General features: G+C 63.3%; 18 protein-coding genes and 2 pseudogenes. 18 read left to right on the top strand and 2 right to left on the bottom strand.

Annotated features, from left to right (window positions below):
• Positions 1–158 precede the first annotated feature (158 nt).
• The 3 genes from U5S82_07275 to U5S82_07265 all read left to right on the top strand — a co-directional run bounded on the left by U5S82_07275 (position 159) and on the right by U5S82_07265 (position 1,689).
• Positions 159–554 carry an STY4534 family ICE replication protein gene (locus U5S82_07275; GenBank protein MDZ7751449.1) on the top strand — a complete coding sequence of 132 codons (396 nt, stop codon included), beginning with the start codon at positions 159–161 and terminating at the stop codon, positions 552–554.
• A gap of 104 nt (positions 555–658) precedes the next feature.
• Entirely contained in the window at positions 659–1,174 is a 516-nt protein-coding gene (locus U5S82_07270; GenBank protein ID MDZ7751448.1) for a JAB domain-containing protein, read from the top strand.
• Between the two features lie 86 nt (positions 1,175–1,260).
• Positions 1,261–1,689 carry a DUF6573 family protein gene (locus U5S82_07265; GenBank protein MDZ7751447.1) on the top strand — a complete coding sequence of 143 codons (429 nt, stop codon included), beginning with the start codon at positions 1,261–1,263 and terminating at the stop codon, positions 1,687–1,689.
• A gap of 351 nt (positions 1,690–2,040) precedes the next feature.
• On the opposite strand, the gene U5S82_07260 is transcribed toward U5S82_07265, so the two are convergent.
• Together U5S82_07260 and U5S82_07255 are read right to left on the bottom strand one after the other, a co-directional pair.
• Positions 2,041–3,138 (bottom strand): PepSY-associated TM helix domain-containing protein, encoded by a 1,098-nt coding sequence (locus U5S82_07260; protein MDZ7751446.1) that lies wholly within the window; start codon positions 3,136–3,138, stop codon positions 2,041–2,043.
• Entirely contained in the window at positions 3,126–5,195 is a 2,070-nt protein-coding gene (locus tag U5S82_07255; protein MDZ7751445.1) for a TonB-dependent receptor, read from the bottom strand. Before U5S82_07255 ends, U5S82_07260 begins: the two co-directional genes overlap by 13 nt.
• Before the next feature lie 318 nt (positions 5,196–5,513).
• Between U5S82_07255 and U5S82_07250 the strand changes: the two are divergent.
• The 15 genes and pseudogenes from U5S82_07250 to U5S82_07180 all read left to right on the top strand — a co-directional run bounded on the left by U5S82_07250 (position 5,514) and on the right by U5S82_07180 (position 16,155).
• Positions 5,514–5,905 (top strand): annotated as a pseudogene (locus U5S82_07250) (hypothetical protein).
• A 59-nt stretch (positions 5,906–5,964) separates the two neighbouring features.
• Positions 5,965–6,267, top strand: a complete 303-nt coding sequence (locus U5S82_07245; protein MDZ7751444.1) for a Na+/H+ antiporter subunit E — start codon at positions 5,965–5,967, stop codon at positions 6,265–6,267.
• A 277-nt stretch (positions 6,268–6,544) separates the two neighbouring features.
• Positions 6,545–6,826, top strand: coding sequence for a type II toxin-antitoxin system Phd/YefM family antitoxin (locus U5S82_07240; GenBank protein ID MDZ7751443.1), 282 nt, complete (start codon positions 6,545–6,547; stop codon positions 6,824–6,826).
• Positions 6,823–7,125 (top strand): type II toxin-antitoxin system RelE/ParE family toxin, encoded by a 303-nt coding sequence (locus tag U5S82_07235; GenBank protein ID MDZ7751442.1) that lies wholly within the window; start codon positions 6,823–6,825, stop codon positions 7,123–7,125. The genes U5S82_07240 and U5S82_07235 overlap by 4 nt, the downstream gene beginning before the upstream one ends.
• Before the next feature lie 57 nt (positions 7,126–7,182).
• A pseudogene (locus U5S82_07230) lies at positions 7,183–7,347 on the top strand (prevent-host-death family protein).
• Between the two features lie 358 nt (positions 7,348–7,705).
• Positions 7,706–7,990, top strand: coding sequence for a CopG family transcriptional regulator (locus tag U5S82_07225; GenBank protein MDZ7751441.1), 285 nt, complete (start codon positions 7,706–7,708; stop codon positions 7,988–7,990).
• A gap of 12 nt (positions 7,991–8,002) precedes the next feature.
• Positions 8,003–8,299 (top strand): type II toxin-antitoxin system RelE/ParE family toxin, encoded by a 297-nt coding sequence (locus tag U5S82_07220; protein ID MDZ7751440.1) that lies wholly within the window; start codon positions 8,003–8,005, stop codon positions 8,297–8,299.
• Positions 8,300–9,788: 1,489 nt separating this feature from the next.
• Positions 9,789–10,655, top strand: a complete 867-nt coding sequence (locus U5S82_07215) for a phage integrase N-terminal domain-containing protein (protein ID MDZ7751439.1) — start codon at positions 9,789–9,791, stop codon at positions 10,653–10,655.
• Positions 10,656–10,746: 91 nt separating this feature from the next.
• A complete protein-coding gene (locus U5S82_07210) occupies positions 10,747–11,193 on the top strand; it encodes a pili assembly chaperone (protein MDZ7751438.1) in 447 nt (148 codons plus the stop codon).
• Between the two features lie 2 nt (positions 11,194–11,195).
• Positions 11,196–11,438, top strand: a complete 243-nt coding sequence (locus U5S82_07205) for a hypothetical protein (protein MDZ7751437.1) — start codon at positions 11,196–11,198, stop codon at positions 11,436–11,438.
• The gene (locus U5S82_07200) at positions 11,431–12,210 is read left to right on the top strand and encodes a TIGR03759 family integrating conjugative element protein (GenBank protein ID MDZ7751436.1); all 780 of its coding nucleotides are present in this window, start codon (positions 11,431–11,433) and stop codon (positions 12,208–12,210) included. The genes U5S82_07205 and U5S82_07200 overlap by 8 nt, the downstream gene beginning before the upstream one ends.
• A gap of 89 nt (positions 12,211–12,299) precedes the next feature.
• The gene (locus U5S82_07195) at positions 12,300–12,764 is read left to right on the top strand and encodes a lytic transglycosylase domain-containing protein (GenBank protein MDZ7751435.1); all 465 of its coding nucleotides are present in this window, start codon (positions 12,300–12,302) and stop codon (positions 12,762–12,764) included.
• A 7-nt stretch (positions 12,765–12,771) separates the two neighbouring features.
• Positions 12,772–13,305: an integrating conjugative element protein gene (locus U5S82_07190; protein MDZ7751434.1), complete on the top strand. Its 534-nt coding sequence runs from the start codon at positions 12,772–12,774 to the stop codon at positions 13,303–13,305.
• Positions 13,302–15,428 carry a type IV conjugative transfer system coupling protein TraD gene (gene traD, locus U5S82_07185; protein MDZ7751433.1) on the top strand — a complete coding sequence of 709 codons (2,127 nt, stop codon included), beginning with the start codon at positions 13,302–13,304 and terminating at the stop codon, positions 15,426–15,428. Before U5S82_07190 ends, traD begins: the two co-directional genes overlap by 4 nt.
• Before the next feature lie 28 nt (positions 15,429–15,456).
• Positions 15,457–16,155: a TIGR03747 family integrating conjugative element membrane protein gene (locus U5S82_07180; protein MDZ7751432.1), complete on the top strand. Its 699-nt coding sequence runs from the start codon at positions 15,457–15,459 to the stop codon at positions 16,153–16,155.
• Positions 16,156–16,535 lie beyond the last annotated feature (380 nt).

Below are 16,535 nucleotides of genomic sequence, written 5' to 3'. Positions count from 1 at the left end.
CGGGCTGTGAAACCGATGCACGCACCCGAGCCGCGAGGCAACGGTGTCAGCCCACAAGAGGTCGTTCGCGACCTCGACTCAACCCACCCTGCCGGGAATGTGCTCCCGACCGGGATGGCGCGTTCTCCGGATCCCGTTCCGTTTGAAGGAGAAACGTCATGTCCAACGAAGATACGAAGTATTTCGACCTCTACACCACCGGTATCGGTTATCTCAACCGGGCCCGGGAGGTGACGCCGAATGAAGGCTCGCCCTTCTGGAGTGTCACCATCGCCGCCCTGCGGGGCAGCGCCGACGACGCCCAGTACAGCTACTTCGAGTGTCGCGTGTCCGGCAAGCAGGCGCAGGAGATCGTGCGTCAACTCAAGCCGGCCGTCGAGGGCAAGCTCAAGGTGCTCGTGGGGTTCACGCTCAGCGATCTGTTCGCTGAAGCCTACACCTATAAGAACGGCGACAAGGCCGGTGAGACCGGGATCAGCTTGAAGGCTCGCCTGTTGCGAGTCAGCTGGGCCAAGGTCGACGGTCAACCGTTCTACACCGAGCAAGCCGCGTAAAGCCACATCAGACCGGGTGATCCCATCACCCGGTCCCCTTTCCACCCAACGGGGAGTCACTCCCCGGCGGGGCGAGTCTCCCCATCTCATCGAGGAGAACCGTCATGCCCCATCCCCTTCAACCCGACCTCCACGACGGCGGCGACCGTTTCGTGGATCTCAGACCATTGACCTTGAATGCCCGGGAGAAACAAACCGTGATCGCGCTGGCCCTGGCCATCCTCAAACAACGCCATTGTGCGGGACGAGCCTTCACTAAACCCGAGGACACTCGGGCCTATCTTCGTATCAGGCTCGCCGAACACAAGGCGGAACTGTTCGGGGCCTTCTTCCTCGACAACCGCCACCGCATCATCAAAGCGGTGGATCTGTTCCACGGCACCATCGACGGCGCATCCGTGTATCCGCGGATCGTCGTCCAGCGGGCACTGGAGGCTAACGCGGCCGCCATCGTCTGCTTTCACAACCACCCTTCGGGTGTCGCCGAGCCGAGTCATGCCGACGAGGCCATCACGCGCAGGCTGAAAGAGGCCCTCGCACTGGTGGACATCCGCCTGCTCGATCACTTCGTGGTCGCCGCCGGCGAAAGCGTGTCCTTTGCCGAGCGTGGCCTTCTCTGAGTCCACGCACCTTTTACCCACCCACCGGAGAGGTCCTTCCCATTCGGGGGAGTGCCTCTCCGACTCTTTCATCCAAGGAGAACACCATGTCAGACCCAACCATCAAGCCCATGGCCCACCCGATATTCGGCGAGGTCATCTCGACCTATACCCGAGCCCAGGCCCTCGAGGACGGTGTCCTGGTTGCCGCGGGGATCATCAACCTGGAATCCGGCTTTGCCGGTCCGGTGGCCCTGACCGCGGCGGCCTGGGCCGATTGCGTGGCCTGGACCCCGGACGACAGCCAGCGCCAGCTTGAACAGCGTGAAGGCGAGCGCCTGTGGAACGTGCTCTACTCCACCGCCTGTGCGATCCGGCTGGCGGACTATGAGGTCCATCAGTTGAACTACGAAGTCAGCCGTGTCGCGAGGGACGGCGTTTCCACCCGGCGCACGCTGGCAAGTCTGAAGTGCGTGGTGGGACCCGGTGACGACGGTGAACCCGTCATGACCATCTTGCTACCAAACGAGGACTGATCCCGCCGGCCGCTGCCGGCATCTTCTCCCTGGCCACTTGGGTAAAAGTGGCGCCTCTCCCTCTCCGGCCCACGGGCTCCAGCACTGTCTCAGTTGCAGCTGCGCAGCGCGCAGGGGCCGCCGAATGGACGGTGATCGTTCACCGCCACTGACCAGCCAGTTGGCCTTGCGGTACTGGAACTCGGTCATATTAGCCGCGATGCCTGTGCCGATCACGATCAGCAGGATACGGGCCGCAGCAAGGTCTGACTTAGCCACCACCAGGCACGACTGGCAGCAGTACCGAGCGCAAAGCACCGACTTGCTGTTCTAGATACAGGTCGTTCGGTGTAGAGAAAATTGCTTAGGCAATTAGCGGGCACGCCCTCGCCACCACAACCAAACGCCAGCGCTGATCTGCACGGCCAGCAGCATTGCAGCAATGAGGGCGGCAATTCTGCCCGGCGCACCAAGTACCGCCCCGGTGTGCAACGGCAAAGCCAGGTGTTTGACATGGTTCAATCCGCTCGCGGCGAGCCATCCCTCGCGACCTAGCAATCGACCATCAGAGGCCTCCACGTAGACTTGCTCTTCGGGGCGGTGCCAGATGCCGTGTTCAGGGTCGTGCCTGAAATCGACCCGGTAACGCGACTTGTCGCTTTCGATGCGAATCGATTCGAGCTGGTAATCACGTCCATTCCCGGGCAGGTTCGACCGTGCGGCGGTTGCGGCGGCTTCGAAACCGACCGGGTTACCGGCTTGCGTCGCCGACGCCACGCCGGGCTCGACAAAGATCCAGCCCTCGAATACGAGAACACTGGCGCTGGCGGAGAAGACGATTGCCGCCCCGGCCAGCCACAGGCCGCCGCCGCGGTGCAACTGATAGCTCGAACGAAAGCGCGTGATGCGCCATCCACGCGGCCATTTCGATCTGGAGCCCCCGCGTGGCAGACAGAGGACAATGCCCAGCGCCCCGGAGAGCAGCCACAGGATGGCTACCACGCCGAGGATGATTTTGCCGGTATCGCCTGCCAGAAGCTTGGTGTGCAACTCCTTGACCGTGGGCATCAGACTGGCGCGGCCCAGTCCGATCATCTTGTGCGGGCGCTCGCCGAGTATGCGGCCGTTGAAAGGGTCAATGAAGCGTTCAATTTCGCTGTTCGGATCGTGCCTGTTCCGGGCAAGGACCCGCGCGGGAGAACTAGAATTCGGCGATATCGACGGATAAATCCGCGTGACTTCCTGAACACCCGGGCTGCTGACTGCCCGGCGCGCCAGTTTATCCAGCCTAAGCCGAAGCGGCGCGCCCGCCGCTTGCCGTTTGACTTCAAGATCGAGAACAATCGGCTCCAGCTCGTCTTCGAACAGCAGCAACGAACCGGTCAGGCACTGCAGGACAAGGATCATGAACAGTGCCAGTCCGGCCCATCGATGTAGCCTTTTCAACCCAGAAATACTCAGAAGCGCCACTTCACGCGTGCGAATACGCTGCGATACGTGGGTTCTCGGGTAAGCGTAACGGCTTCGACCGCACCGGTTCCATCAAGCACCCGATCGACCCGGTCCTCGGTCTGGTCCAGAAGATTGGTTGCGCTGATAGACACGTCGAGCTTTTCAGTCACCTGAGTTTTGACCGACAGGTCCAGCCGGGTCCGTTCCTCTATCGATTGGTCGAGAAATCCCCCGTTGGCCAGGCGCTGAGTCTGATCGACCGAAGTTGTGTGATTGACGGAAAGCCCGAACGTCGTTTGCCAGGGCACGAAAAAGTAGTCGACGCCCAGATTTGCGACAGCATCCGGCTGATTCAGAAAACGCCTTGAACCGCCGCCAATTTCGTCGACGCGTGAATCGGTATAGGTCACATTGCCCCATAGAGTGGTGTTGTTGAAGCCGATCGCGTCCAGCGGCACGCGGCCCGCAACTTCGACCCCGGCGGCGCGAGCGTCTCCGACATTCTGCGGCGAGGCAACAAAACGCCCGCTGACCTGCGCGGTGACCAATTCGATCTTGTCTTCGAATTCACGCGCAAACAGATTTAGTGAAACGTAGCCGCGATCATTGGCGAAGTAATAGTCTACGCCAGCGTCCAGGCCCCAGATGGATTCGGGTTCCTGGTTCGGGTTGCCCTGTACATCCGGTTCGGCAGGAGTGCCGTCCTGCTCGTCAACCGCTGGCGAAAGCGTCCGCAGGTCGGGCCGGCGCAAGGTCCGCGCAACGCCGAGGCGCAGGTCGGTATTGGGTGTGGCAGCGAATACCACGTTCAGCGAAGGCAGCAGGAATGCGACGTCCTCCGAGGTGGTCGTACCGAAGAAATCGGTTGCTTCGGTATCCGAGCTTTCCAGGCGCAAGCCGCCGGTTGTGCTGAGACGTTCGTTGGCCTGCCAGATGTCTTCAGCGAAAGCGAACAACACGTCTTCGTCGATGTCGAAGATGCGATCCTCGCGCGGCGGGCGCAACGCGCCGTTGCGGATCTCGGAATTGGTCTCATCGTGTTCCCGCAGCTCGGCGCCGACGCCGAAGCTGATGTCGTGGGCGCCGGCGGCTATATTCAGGACGGCTTCCGGCCGGATCATCGAGAGCTCAATCAGCTCGGTGCGCTGCCGTTCGCGGTCGACACTGCCGTCGGCGTTGAAGCGGGTTTCATCACGATCGGTGTCGGTCTCACCCTGCTGCCAGTCGAAGCCCACGCGTAGCTGCGCGGATGCGCCGATGGCACGCTTCCAGTCGGCCCGAAAGCCGTAGCTTTCCCGGACTCTTTCGCGGCGCTCGTCGCTCACTCGATCGGTGGTTACCTGGTCGTCTTCCAGGTCGGTCTCGATATCGTCTCGAAACTCCTTGGTGCGCAGATAGAATGGCTCGAACTCGAAGCGACCGGCATATTCGGTTTCCAGTGCAAAACGCGGAATCAGGTTGACCTGGTCGAAACGCCGTTCGTTGAGCTCCAGCACGCCACCATCGGGCGTGCCGCCTGCGTCAAATTCTAACGCATCCTTGCTCTCGCTGCGCCGAAAGCGCTGCAGCGAACCGGCCAGCGCAGCTTCCAGGGGACCGATTCTCTCGCCGTGCGAAAACGTTACCTCGCCCATTTCATCGTTGTCTTCGAGATAGCCAACGCCTACCGCCAGCTCGCTATCCGACAGGGAATCAACGCCATTTTTCAGCACGATGTTGACGGTGCCGGCAGCACCCTGCCCGTTGTAGATAGCCCGTGGCGCACGGATCACTTCCACATGCTCGACCAGCCCGGTGGGTATCCGGTCGACCTCGAAGTTGCGCCGGGACTCGCCATCGATCAGCGGCCTGCCGTTGATCAGAACCTGCGTATATTCACCGGGCAAGCCACGCAACCGAACCTCGCGCGCGCGGTTGGCGCCGTCAAATGTGACGCCCGGCAGCCGCCGCAGCGCGTCGCCAAGCGCCTGCTCGTTGAACTGCTGGAGCTGCTCGGCGTCGATAACTTCCATCGCGTTGGGTGCGTCAGCTTTCCGCCGCACTGCCTCCTGGCTCGACGTTTCGATGCTGCCCACTATCGAGATCGGCTCTAACATAACCGCCCCTGTCTCGGCCTCGGATTCGATCGGCCTCTGGGGCTGCGCTGCCGTATTTCCGGTTAGCAGTGCTACCAAAATTAGCGTCATTGTGCAAGGCCAGGAAGGGCCGAACCGGGATTCTTCGTGCGTCATTATGCGTGGACTCCGAGAACAAAGATGAGAAGCGTTCGCATTATATTAAGTATTAACGGGTTTGCAATGTATTCGAGCCGCTCGACTTGATGGCGCACGCCCCTGTGCGCCACCCTGCCGGCGAACGGCGGTCGTGCAAATCGGCAGTCTTGCCGATTTGTCATTGCGCGGCGGGCAGCGCTGGTGCCGAAACCTCGGGTCAATCTCACCCGGCTATGCAGATCTCCGCATAGACCCGTTTCCACGGCGTGTTTGCGCCCAACAGCAAGTATCTCGCGCGGTTGACGCCGGCCCGGTGGGGCAAGGGAGGCGAACACGCCACGCCCACGGATCCGGAAGAGCCCACGCCCGCCGAACGCCGCGCTACGATGACTTGGGCGCAGCGTTTGAAGCGAGTCTTCGGGGTCGATATTGACAAATCGGCAGGAAAGCCGATTTGCACAGCCGAAGGCTGCCGCGAAGCGGTCGGGTACAGGGATGTACTCGAAAAGACCTATCCCGCTTGCGGCGGGGCAGTGCGGATCATCGCGTGCATCGAGGACCCGGAAGTCATCTAGAAGATCCTTACCTACCTCGATGTGAATGGGGTGAGCCCAAAGCCACCTGGCGGGCCTTGGACCCCCGCCTGCTCATTGCACCGGGGATCATCGACTATGGATTCAGGCCGCCCCTGGGCCTGCCCCGGGTGATGCTGGCCAACACCATATCCCTGCTGCCCGGAACCCTCGGCGCCGGCATGGAGGGCGACATCCTCAAGGTCCATGTGCTCGACGAAGAGCAGGATGTGGCCGGCGAGATAGCCGAGGTGGACGGAGAGGCCCAGGGATGGCAGCACCTCGCGGGGATCGAAGGTATCGGTGACCAGGGCGCTGCTCCATGTGGCAGCCTCCAGGATGTGTTTGTCCCGCGCCGATAGTCTGGTGTCCACGCCGAAGGCCTGCAGGGTCAGTCCCTCGGTGACGATGGACTAATCGGCCATGTCGGCATGGGCGTTTCCGGTCATGGCATCTTCTCCCTGGCCACTTGGGTAAAAGTGGCGCCTCTCTCTCTCCGGCCCACGGGCCCCACGACTGTCTCACCGAGTCGTCGGCTCGGAGAACCGGCAGGTGCCGGCCCATCGCCGGTCCGCTTGCGATCGGCTTGCCCTGAACGTACATTAAAGAGTACAAGTTAACGTACTTTTAGAGGTCGCCATGTCGAAAGTAAGAGTTGATGAGGATATCCGTCCCTTGTCTGAGTTTCGTGCCGAAGTGGCGTCGTTTGTAAAGCACATTCACGAGACGCGGCGACCGATGGTCTTGACCCAGCGAGGGCGCGGGGTCGCCGTCCTCATGGATGTCCATGAGTTCGAGTCGATGCAGGAACGACTGGAGATCCTCGAGGACATCTATGGCGCCGAGGAACAACTTGCCGCCGGCGGGGGCGTTCCCCACGATGAAGCGAGGGCGCGGGTCCTGAAAGGGATCGCGCGGTGAGGGTGGAGTGGTCTCCACTGGCACTGGATCGGGTATCTGATATCGCGCGCTACATCGCTAAAGACAACCCCAATGCCGCCGAGCGGTGGGTGGACGAACTGTTCGAATCGGTCGAGCGTCTGGCGGATTTTCCGGAGATCGGTCGCGTTGTTCCGGAAGTGGGTGTCAGGCGAATCAGAGAGCTGATCTTTGGCGCCTACCGCGTGATTTACAGCGTCAAGGACAAGGTCGAGATCCTCACGGTCCGCCGGGGAAGCCAGCTGCTGGATGTGAGCGAGATCGACGATGAACAGAAGTAACGAGACCATGGCACCGAAGGGCGTCGCCCAAGGCTGGCTGGCTTGACGCCTGCGAGAACCCGCCGCGGCCGGGACGTGGCAGATGTGAAGTCGGTGACTGACTCGGCGATGGCCCAAGACGAACGGGCGTTCATGCGAGCCGTCATCGCCGGTCTTGCCGACCTCAAGGCCGGACGGGAACTGCCGCTCGCGGAGGCCAAAGCGCGGTTGGGCTTGAAGTAGACTCATGCCGAAACGCGCCGACTCGGATCGAATAGGTGCATCGGTCCGGCCGCGGCGTTGCCAAAGCACACCGTCGACGAGCCGCCCGGAAGCCGGCCACCAAATTATTACAGTGTAATAATTCCTGCGGATGGCTATTGGTGGCCGCTTTCGACCTCGGTTGCCGGTCAGGTAGCGACCTCTTCGAGTTCAACGTACGTTCAGACGCATAGCCGAACCTACTTCGAGGTAGCCCCTGTCAAGATCGGTGATGGCGCGGACCACCGGTGGAGCGATGGCATCAACCCGTACGGGTCATCTTGGATAGTAGCACTTATGTGCTACAATTTCGCCAAAGCAATGCTTGGGAGCCTGCATGATGCCGACGACGACCGTTCGTTTGCCCGATGATCTCAAAAATCGTATTGCGCGTGCCGCAGAGCGGGCAGGCATGACCTCGCACGCGTTCATCCTCGATGCGATTGCTGAACGCGTGGATGGGGAAGAGCGACGCAACGAATTCCACGAGACGGCAGGAGATCGCTATGCTCAGATCGTCGCATCGGGAGAGACGATCCCTTGGTCGGAGATGCGTACCTATCTGGAAGATCGCGTAGCCGGTAAGAAGTCGACTCCTCCGGTGGCACGTAAGCTTTCCCGCTGATCATTCGTCGCGATGGCGCGCATTGAGCTGGCGGCGCGTGTTGCCGACGATTTCGATCGAATACTGGAACACCTCGCACAAAACGAAGTCGCGGAGGCAGCTGCGCGTATCGATCAGATCATCCAGGCAATCAATGTGCTTGAATCCAATCCCCTGCTGGGACGCCCAACTCGCCACGATACCCGGGAACTGATCATCGGTCGGCAATCTCGCGGTTATGTTGCCCTCTACCGCTATGTTCCTGAGGTCGATACCGTCTTCGTGTTGGCGGTCAGAAGCCAGCGCGAGGCGGGTTACAAATTCCTGTAACGGACGAAGGAATAAATTCTCGCGCAGCTGTCCACAGAGTCCACAGGCCTTGCCCGCCCTTGGCAAAGCGAGCCTTCCCACTCGCGTCGCCAGGGCGGGACCGCGCTTGCGCGGTCCCTGTGGGCCCCTGTGGTCAGGTGAAGCCGCGACGCCGCTCGTGTCACTAGTGAGCGCAAGCGTGGTAGTGACGCGGGCGGCGCTACCGTAAACGGCTGGGCTCGAAGTAGGAGCATGGCGAAGGTTGCCATTCGGATCACCGAATCCGCACTTAGCGATCTGGAATTTGATACGGACCTGGTACGCGGATTCGTGTCGTTCGAGTCTGGCGTAGCGAGCGCCTGCTCGACGTGCCGGACGAAGACTCGCCCTGACGTGCCGCCTCGGCAGATTATTACACTGTAATAATCGCCCGCCCGCCGCTCGAAGTCTCCCCTTATTCCCGAACTCGAGACCGGAAGGGAACTGCCGCTTGTGGAGGCCAAAGTGCGGTTGGGCTTGAAGTAGAGTCGTGCCGAACTGCGCCCGCCCACCATACTGGGCGCCGATGCGCCCTGACGTGCCCCCTCGGCAAATTATTACAGTGTAATAATCGCCCGCCGGTCGGCCGCTCGAAGTCGCCTCTTATTCCCGAATCAGCTGTCCACAGAGTCCACAGGCCTTGTCCGCCCTTGGCAAAGCGAGCCTTCTTACTCGCGTCGCCAAGGGCGGGACCGCGCTTGCGCGGTGCCTGTGGGCCCCTGTGGTCAGGTGAAGCCGCGCCGCAGGCCCGCGGGAGCCTCTCGATGCAGCCCCTGTGCCAGGCGCATGCCTGGCATAGGGGCTGCTCCGCCGCGAAGTCGCCCGTGTCACTAGCGAGCGTAAGCGGGGTAGTGACGCGGGCGGCGCTACCGTAAACGGCGCGGCGTGAGGGCCGATTTTCCCGATGACGCGCGAATGACGCGTTCCTAAACTGGCGCCCACGATCGATTTCATCCGTGGCCACTGCGGCTCAGTGGCAAAGAGGGCGCCCACCCTCGACCGCTTAGGTCAAATCGGGCATGCGCGCCAAGGACCGGATCCAGCGCGCCGACCTCACGGTCGCCGGTCCATCGTCAAAATCGTCGGCCCTCCGGTCGACTCATCCGGTGAGCTCCCAGCTCGCCATTCCACGATCTGCCCGATCCGGCCGCCGCAGGGCGCTTCGACGGGTGTTCTCTCAACATCGCGAAGATCCCATTCGCCCAACTCAACGGAGGTAATGCGTTACAGCAAGACCATTCATTCAACTCAAGCAACACGAAGGAGGTGATGCGTTATCGAAGAGCGGCCCACAACGGGCCAGTTGGTCTGCACCGGACCGATCCCCCACAGGGGAGAACCGGTGTTGCCTGCAACCAGGCATCTTCAGGTTGAACGGGAGTGGTGTCCCGTGACCCGTGCCTTGATCTAAGGACCTGGCCGGCTACGGCCTGCCAGGTGGTCAGAAACACTTACCAGAGCATCGAACACTTTGAGAGACCTGAACTACCAACTCAAACAGCTGTGTCGCCACAACCGTGACGGTGGCTATGCGACCCAGCGCAACCGCGAGCGCCTGCTGTCGCTGATCGCCGACCAACTCCATGCGCTGGGCTTCCGGGGCATGGGCGCGCAGTCGCTGAAACCGAAACATGTGGAAGCGCTGGTGAACCGGTGGCAGACCGAGTCGCTCTCCATCGGCACCATCAAGAACCGGATGACGGTGTTGCGCTGGTGGGCGCAGAAGGTGAACCGGCAGAACGTCATCGCCCGCCAGAACGACCACTACGGGATCCCGGAGCGGACGTTCGTCAGCACCGAGTCGAAGGCGCGCCAGGTCGACGGCGCGGCCCTCGATTGCGTCAAGGACGCCCACGTCCGGATGAGCCTCGAGCTGCAGCAGGCCTTCGGTCTCCGGCGCGAGGAAGCCATCAAGTTCCAACCCAGCTACGCGGATCGGGGCGATCACCTGGTGCTAAAGGACAGCTGGACCAAGGGCGGCAAGGCCCGCGAGATCCCCGTGCGCACCCCGGCGCAGCGGGTGATCCTGGATCGCGCCCATCGCCTCGCGGGCCGCGGCTCGCTGATCCCGGCCGAGCGCAACTACCGGCAGCAGCTACGCGTGTACGAGCGCCATACCGCAAACGCCGGGCTCTCGAAACTGCACGGCCTCCGGCACGCCTATGCCCAGGGACGTTACGAGGAGCTCACCGGCTGGAAGGCACCCGCGGCAGGGGGCCCGACCTCGAGTTCGTTCACGCGAGAGCAGCGCGCTATCGACCGCGCGGCGCGGCTCGTCATCAGCCGAGAGCTCGGCCACGGACGCGAGCAGATATTGACCGTATATTTGTCGCGCTGAAAGGAACGCGTAACCTGCGAGAGTTTCCCGTTTCGCGAGGACGGCGCGCTCAGCAAACTCGGACGCAGGTTTTGAACTCGCCCGGGCACTCATGAAACGAACCTACGCGCATCGCCATCACCTTTTTCCCGTCTCCGCCTGCATGCTGGGGGCGCTGATTGCGTCCCTCGATGCCAATACGGCCGAGCTCACCGTCGCGCGCTACTCGACGGTGCAGCCGGCGCCGAGCCTGGCGCAACGGGATCCCCTCGCAGCCCCGGTGGTCTCGGTATTGCCGGCGTCTGTGATCCGGATCGGAGACGCGGTCGAGACGCTGCTCGAGTCGTCCGGCTATCGTCTGTCGCCACCCCTTGCCGCCGACGCGGACCGAGCCGAACTTTTGGATCTGCCGTTGCCGGAAGCCCACCGCGCGCTCGGTCCGCTGCCGCTGCGCACGGCCTTGAGGATCCTCGCCGGACCCGCCTTCACGCTGGTCGAAGATCCCGTGCATCGGCTGATCTCGTTCGAGCGGTGCGACCAAGGAACGGGAAAGCGCTGACCATGGAAGCCTTCATCGCCATTCTGATCATCCTCGGCATTTTGTCCGCAAGCGGCGTGCCGCCCGATAAATCCCCACCACCGGCCAACCAACAGACGCAGCCGTCTGCCCTGGAGATGTCTGAGCCAGTGGTCCGCCCGGCTTGTAATCAACACGACCCGGCGTATCGCGACCTCACCGTGCCTTACCAGCGACGGACGAGTAGCGACCCGGCCGGCAACATGGAGGCCGCGTGCGATGAATAGGACCTTCGTCTTCGCCACGGTGGGCACGATGCTGTCGCTGATCGCGAGCCCAAGCTGGGCCGCCGATCCGGCCAACACCCCATCAGGGAACACCACGACGAGTGCGACCCTCCTGGAGCGCACGCCGCTCACCGAGCACGAGCGGGCCCGGGCCGGGCTCTGGGACTTGTCGGCAGCCGAGTGGCAGCGCTATCGGACGCTCATGGAAGGGATCCGCGGCAGCATCAGCCCCGGGACCATCTCGCCGATAGAGGTCCTCGGCATCCACGCACGCGATGAGGCCGAGCGCCGCCAGTACGCCGAGCAGTGGGCCGTGATGATGCGTGAGGACGCCGAGCGTATCCTCGCCTTCCAGCGGGCCTACGACGACGCGGCGCGCCTGCTGTTCCCGAACCAGACCCTCATCGACGTCGCGCGCCTGCCGGTTCAGACCGACGGTGACGAGGAACTACGGCGCACCGATCGGGTGTTGCTGTTCGCGCGTCCGGACTGTGCCGCCTGCGATGCGTTGCTCGCGCGGGTGCTGGCGAGACTCGACCGCCTGGACGGCGTCGATGTCTTCTTGAGCGAGATCGCAGTGGGCGACGAAAGTGCCATTCGGAACTGGGCAATCGAGCGCGGGATCCGTCCCGAGTGGGTCACCACGCGACGCGTGACTTTGAACTTCGACGGGGGCGCCCTCAAGCGCGTCGCGCCCGGGCGAGGTGATCTCCCCGTCCTGATGCGCCGCCGGGGTGAGTCCGTCACGCCACTGTCGGGATCGGCGTTGTGAGACCGCACGCCCGCTCCTTTCTTGCGCTGGTGGCGATCGGGGTGGCGTCACCTTCGGCCCTCGCCGCCACCCCTGTTTCGGAAAACGGCGTGCCCGAAGGGTACCGCCGCGTCGCGGTGGCCCATGGGATCCCGAGCGCGCTGTTCTACGCCGTCGCGCTCGCCGAGAGTGGCCAACACGTCGAACACCTGCGCACCACCCGGCCGTGGCCCTGGACCCTCAACATACAGGGCAAGGGGCGCTACTTTCCCACTCGCCAGGCGGCGGTGGTCGCCGCGCGCGAGGCGCTCGCCGAAGGGCGCCGATCGGTCGATATCGGCCTCATGCAGATCAATTGGGCATACCACAAGGCAGCTTTGCGCTCGGTCGAGGCGGCCATCGATCCCTACCATAACCTCGCCGTAGGCGCGGGGGTCCTCGCCGACTGTTACCGGGCACGGGGCGACTGGTGGGCGGCGGTCGGCTGCTATCACGCGCCGAATGATGCCGATCGGGCGGCCCGCTACCGTGAGCGGGTGGAGCGGATCTGGTCCCGCGTCACGGCGATGGGGTAATCCCCGGATGCGAATGGCGCGAACGGTAAGGATCCTCCCGGCGACCCTCGGCCTGTGGTCCGCTGTCGCCTGCGCAGAACTCACGGTCATCTACGACAGCGGCGCCACCGCGCCCCTCGCACCGTACCTGGAGGCCTTCAGTGAGCGGCCGCCGGCAGCCCCGGTCCAGGCACAGCCCGAAGTCAGTCTGGGCGCGGCCGATCTGACGCGCCTGCTCCCGATCCGCACGCCGGCGCTGACACCAGGGCCGGTGTCACCGCGTCCGTTATCTCTCCCCAATGGGGCGACGCTGCCGCGACCACTCTTCCTGATCGGCGCCGATCCCCTGTCGCGCCAGTGGCTGGAGACGCATCGGGAGCGGCTCGCGGCGATCCATGGGGTCGGCTTGCTGGTCAATGCGGAGTCCGCGGCAGATCTCGAGGCCATCGCCACCATCGCGCGGGGCCTGCCGATCCTGCCGGCGTCCGCGACGGACATCGCGGAGATCCTGGGCCTGAAGCACATCCCGGTCCTGATCTCCCGGCGCGGCATCGAGCAATGAGTCCGCATCCCGTCGAGGCGCTGCTGCGCCCGCCGGTGGAACTCTGGTCGGCCCTGGTCGCGGCAGCAACGGGAATGATGGCCCTGCTGGCGCCCTGGGCATTGATGATGCCGCCGGGTGTCGCCATGGCCGCGGCTGCGGCATTGTTCCTCTTGGCGTTTGTGCGTACCCGCCAGGCGTGGCGGGTCCTGCGCTACCAGCGCAACATGCGCCGCCTGCCGAGCTACACGCTCCGGGCCCATCGCATTCCCCTCAGCCGCCACAAGCTGTTTCTCGGGCGCGGCTTTCGCTGGACCCAGCGCCACACCCAGCGCCTGCGCGACACCCTCCGTCCCGAAGTGCAGCACTACGTGCAGCCGGGTCCGCTCTACCAGTGGGCGCGGCGGAAAGAGGTGGCCTGGGAATCGGTGCCGGTACTCAAGGTCGTGGCCTGGCTGCTGCGCCAGCCCAGAGGGTGGAATCCCCTCAAGCCCCTGCCGGCGGTCGGCGGCACGCCGGCACTGCATGCCGTCGAGCCCGACGAGCAGGACGTCTGGATGGATCTCGGCGAGCGCGTCGGTCACACCCTGGTGCTCGGTACGACCCGGGTCGGCAAGACCCGGCTCGCCGAGATCCTCATCACCCAGGATATCCGCCGCGGTGACGTCGTCATCGTCTTCGATCCGAAGGGTGATGCCGACTTGCTGCGCCGTGTCTACGCCGAGGCCAGGCGGGCCGGACGCGCCAGGGACTTCACCCTGTTTCATCTCGGCTTCCCTCAAACTTCGGCGCGGTACAATGCCATCGGCAGCTTCTCGCGGATCACCGAGGTGGCGACCCGGATCGCGAACCAGCTGCCCAGCGAGGGCAACTCGGCCGCCTTCAAGGAATTCGCCTGGCGCTTCGTCAATATCATCGCGCGGGCGCTGGTGGCACTCGGGCGTCGGCCGGACTACCAGCAGATCCGTCGCTACATCAATGACATCGAGCCCCTGTTCGTCGAGTATGCGCGCGAGCACCTGCGGCGCAACGGTGAGGAGAGCTGGTCCGAGGCGGTTGAGGAGATCGCGGGCAAGATCAGTGAGCGCAACCTCTCATCGGCGCTGAAAGGGCGAGACCGGGACGCAATCGCCCTGATGCGCTACCTGCAGGCGCAGGATTTCTATGATCCGGTTCTCGATGGCCTCGTGTCCGCATTCAAGTACGACAAGACCTACTTCGACAAGATCGTGAGCTCCGTCGGCCCGCTGATGGAGAAATTGACCACCGGCAAGATCGCCGAGCTCATCTCGCCCGATTACCTGAACGGCGACGACAGCCGGCCGATCTTCGAGTGGCTGGACGTGATCCATCGCAAGGGGATCGTCTACGTCGGCCTCGATGCACTCACTGATACGACCGTCGCGAGTGCCGTAGGCAACTCCATGTTCGCCGATCTGGTCTCCGTGGCCGGTCACATCTACAAGCACGGTATTCACGACCCGGCCGAGGAAGGTGCCGCGCCGCAAACGGTCCATTTGCCGACGATCTCGATGCACGCCGACGAGTTCAACGAACTGATCGGGGACGAGTTCGTCCCCTTACTGAACAAGGCGGGTGGCGCCGGCTTTCAGGTGACCGCCTACACCCAGACCTGGTCCGACGTGGAGGCGAAGATCGGCAGCCGTGCCAAGGCGGGGCAGGTGGCCGGTAATTTCAACACCCTGATCATGCTGCGGGTCAAGGAACTCGCGACGGCCGAGATGCTTACCGACCAGCTGCCCCGGGTCGAAGCGTTCACGCTCATGAACGTCTCCGGCGTCAACGACTCGTCGGATCCCATGTCCGGCGTCGATTTCCAGTCGCGCAACGAGGATCGCATCAGCGTGTCCGAGGTGCCGATGCTCACGCCTGCCGAACTCGTCCGACTCCCGAAGGGCCAGGCCTTCGCGCTGCTCGAAGGCGGAGGACTCTGGAAGATCCGCATGCCGTTACCCGATGACAAAGGCGATCCAGCGATGCCGGCGAACCTGACGGCCATCGCCGATGAGATGGAGCGTACCTACATCACCAACGACCACTGGTATCGGGCCAACGAGACCTGGTGGCACGCGGTTACCGATGGCGACCCTCCCGTCGCGGGGGAGGGCGACCGTGGGATCTGAGGCCGCCGCAGATCCAAGACGCCGGGAGGTGCGCCAAGGGCTGTTATCAACTCTCCTGACTACCGTCGCTCAGGGCATCAAATGGCTCATCCTGTCGCTGGTGTTCTCGGTGATCATCGAATGGGTGGGCATGGTCTTCTGGTGGCCGGACGAGGGCCTCGAGCACAGCCGCGACATGCTGGCTGCCGAGATCGGCTACCTCCAGGCGGACTTCGGCCGCAGCCTGGTCAGTTCGGATCCCGCCCAGTTCACCAAGACCGTCGCGGACCAGACCTACTACGTCCTGTTCGAGTTTACCCGAGTCGCCGACTTCATCGAGTGGGTCGCCAGTGCCCCGGTGCCCGGCGAGTCGGGGCTGCGGTCACGGCTGCATGGCGCATTTCAGCCGGTCGCCGAGTACGTGCTCGCCGCGATGCAAGTGACGCAGGTCTTTTCGGTCCGGCTGGCTGTTCTGGCACTCGCCATGCCGGTGTTCGTGATGTTCACGCTGGTCGCCATCGTCGACGGCCTGGTGAAGCGGGATCTGCGGCGGTGGGGCGGGGGACGGGAGAGCTCTTTCGTCTATCACTGGGCGAAACGCTCGGCGCTGCCACTGCTCGTACTCACTTGGGTGATCTATCTGGCGCTGCCGTTCAGCCTGCACCCGAGCTTCGTCGTCCTGCCGTTCGCGACGCTGTTCGCGCTGAGCGTGGCGGTGACGGCGAGCACGTTTAAGAAGTACTTGTAGAGATAGCCACTCGGCCTGATAACCTGAGCCGCAGGACGACTTCGCAGGGATGCGATCACGTTGCCTTCGCCGGCTGGCAGGGAAGTCTACCAATTAAAGGCTCGCTGACAAATGTGAATCATTTACACTACTAAAGACTTCTCATTTGTCACCGACCCCTTTTCTGCGCGCAAGCGTTGTTTCAGGCTGAGAATGCCCGATTAAAGGCCGTTCAATGGGCCAATAACATTCATAACACATTGGTTTGTGTTGCTTTTTCGCAGGTCCGACCCTGTGGGCCCCTCCGGACGGGCCTACCTGAACTGGGATCAGTTCACGGGCCTGCTCCAGAGCCACCCTCTCCAGCCTGCACGCGTGGCTCACAGTGTGTACGCCCCGTA

The sequence above is a fragment of the Gammaproteobacteria bacterium genome, from assembly GCA_034522055.1.
Taxonomy (GTDB): domain Bacteria; phylum Pseudomonadota; class Gammaproteobacteria; order JAABTG01; family JAABTG01; genus JAABTG01.
This window is presented reverse-complemented; position numbering and strand designations above follow the sequence as displayed.

What these genes read in the sequence shown, in the direction of transcription:
- U5S82_07275 (MDZ7751449.1), top strand. Translation starts at nt 159, where the DNA reads ATGTCCAACGAAGATACGAAGTATTTCGACCTCTACACCACCGGTATC.
- U5S82_07270 (MDZ7751448.1), top strand. Translation starts at nt 659, where the DNA reads ATGCCCCATCCCCTTCAACCCGACCTCCACGACGGCGGCGACCGTTTC.
- U5S82_07265 (MDZ7751447.1), top strand. Translation starts at nt 1,261, where the DNA reads ATGTCAGACCCAACCATCAAGCCCATGGCCCACCCGATATTCGGCGAG.
- U5S82_07240 (MDZ7751443.1), top strand. Translation starts at nt 6,545, where the DNA reads ATGTCGAAAGTAAGAGTTGATGAGGATATCCGTCCCTTGTCTGAGTTT.
- U5S82_07225 (MDZ7751441.1), top strand. Translation starts at nt 7,706, where the DNA reads ATGCCGACGACGACCGTTCGTTTGCCCGATGATCTCAAAAATCGTATT.
- U5S82_07220 (MDZ7751440.1), top strand. Translation starts at nt 8,003, where the DNA reads ATGGCGCGCATTGAGCTGGCGGCGCGTGTTGCCGACGATTTCGATCGA.
- U5S82_07210 (MDZ7751438.1), top strand. Translation starts at nt 10,747, where the DNA reads ATGAAACGAACCTACGCGCATCGCCATCACCTTTTTCCCGTCTCCGCC.
- U5S82_07205 (MDZ7751437.1), top strand. Translation starts at nt 11,196, where the DNA reads ATGGAAGCCTTCATCGCCATTCTGATCATCCTCGGCATTTTGTCCGCA.
- U5S82_07200 (MDZ7751436.1), top strand. Translation starts at nt 11,431, where the DNA reads ATGAATAGGACCTTCGTCTTCGCCACGGTGGGCACGATGCTGTCGCTG.
- U5S82_07190 (MDZ7751434.1), top strand. Translation starts at nt 12,772, where the DNA reads ATGCGAATGGCGCGAACGGTAAGGATCCTCCCGGCGACCCTCGGCCTG.
- traD (MDZ7751433.1), top strand. Translation starts at nt 13,302, where the DNA reads ATGAGTCCGCATCCCGTCGAGGCGCTGCTGCGCCCGCCGGTGGAACTC.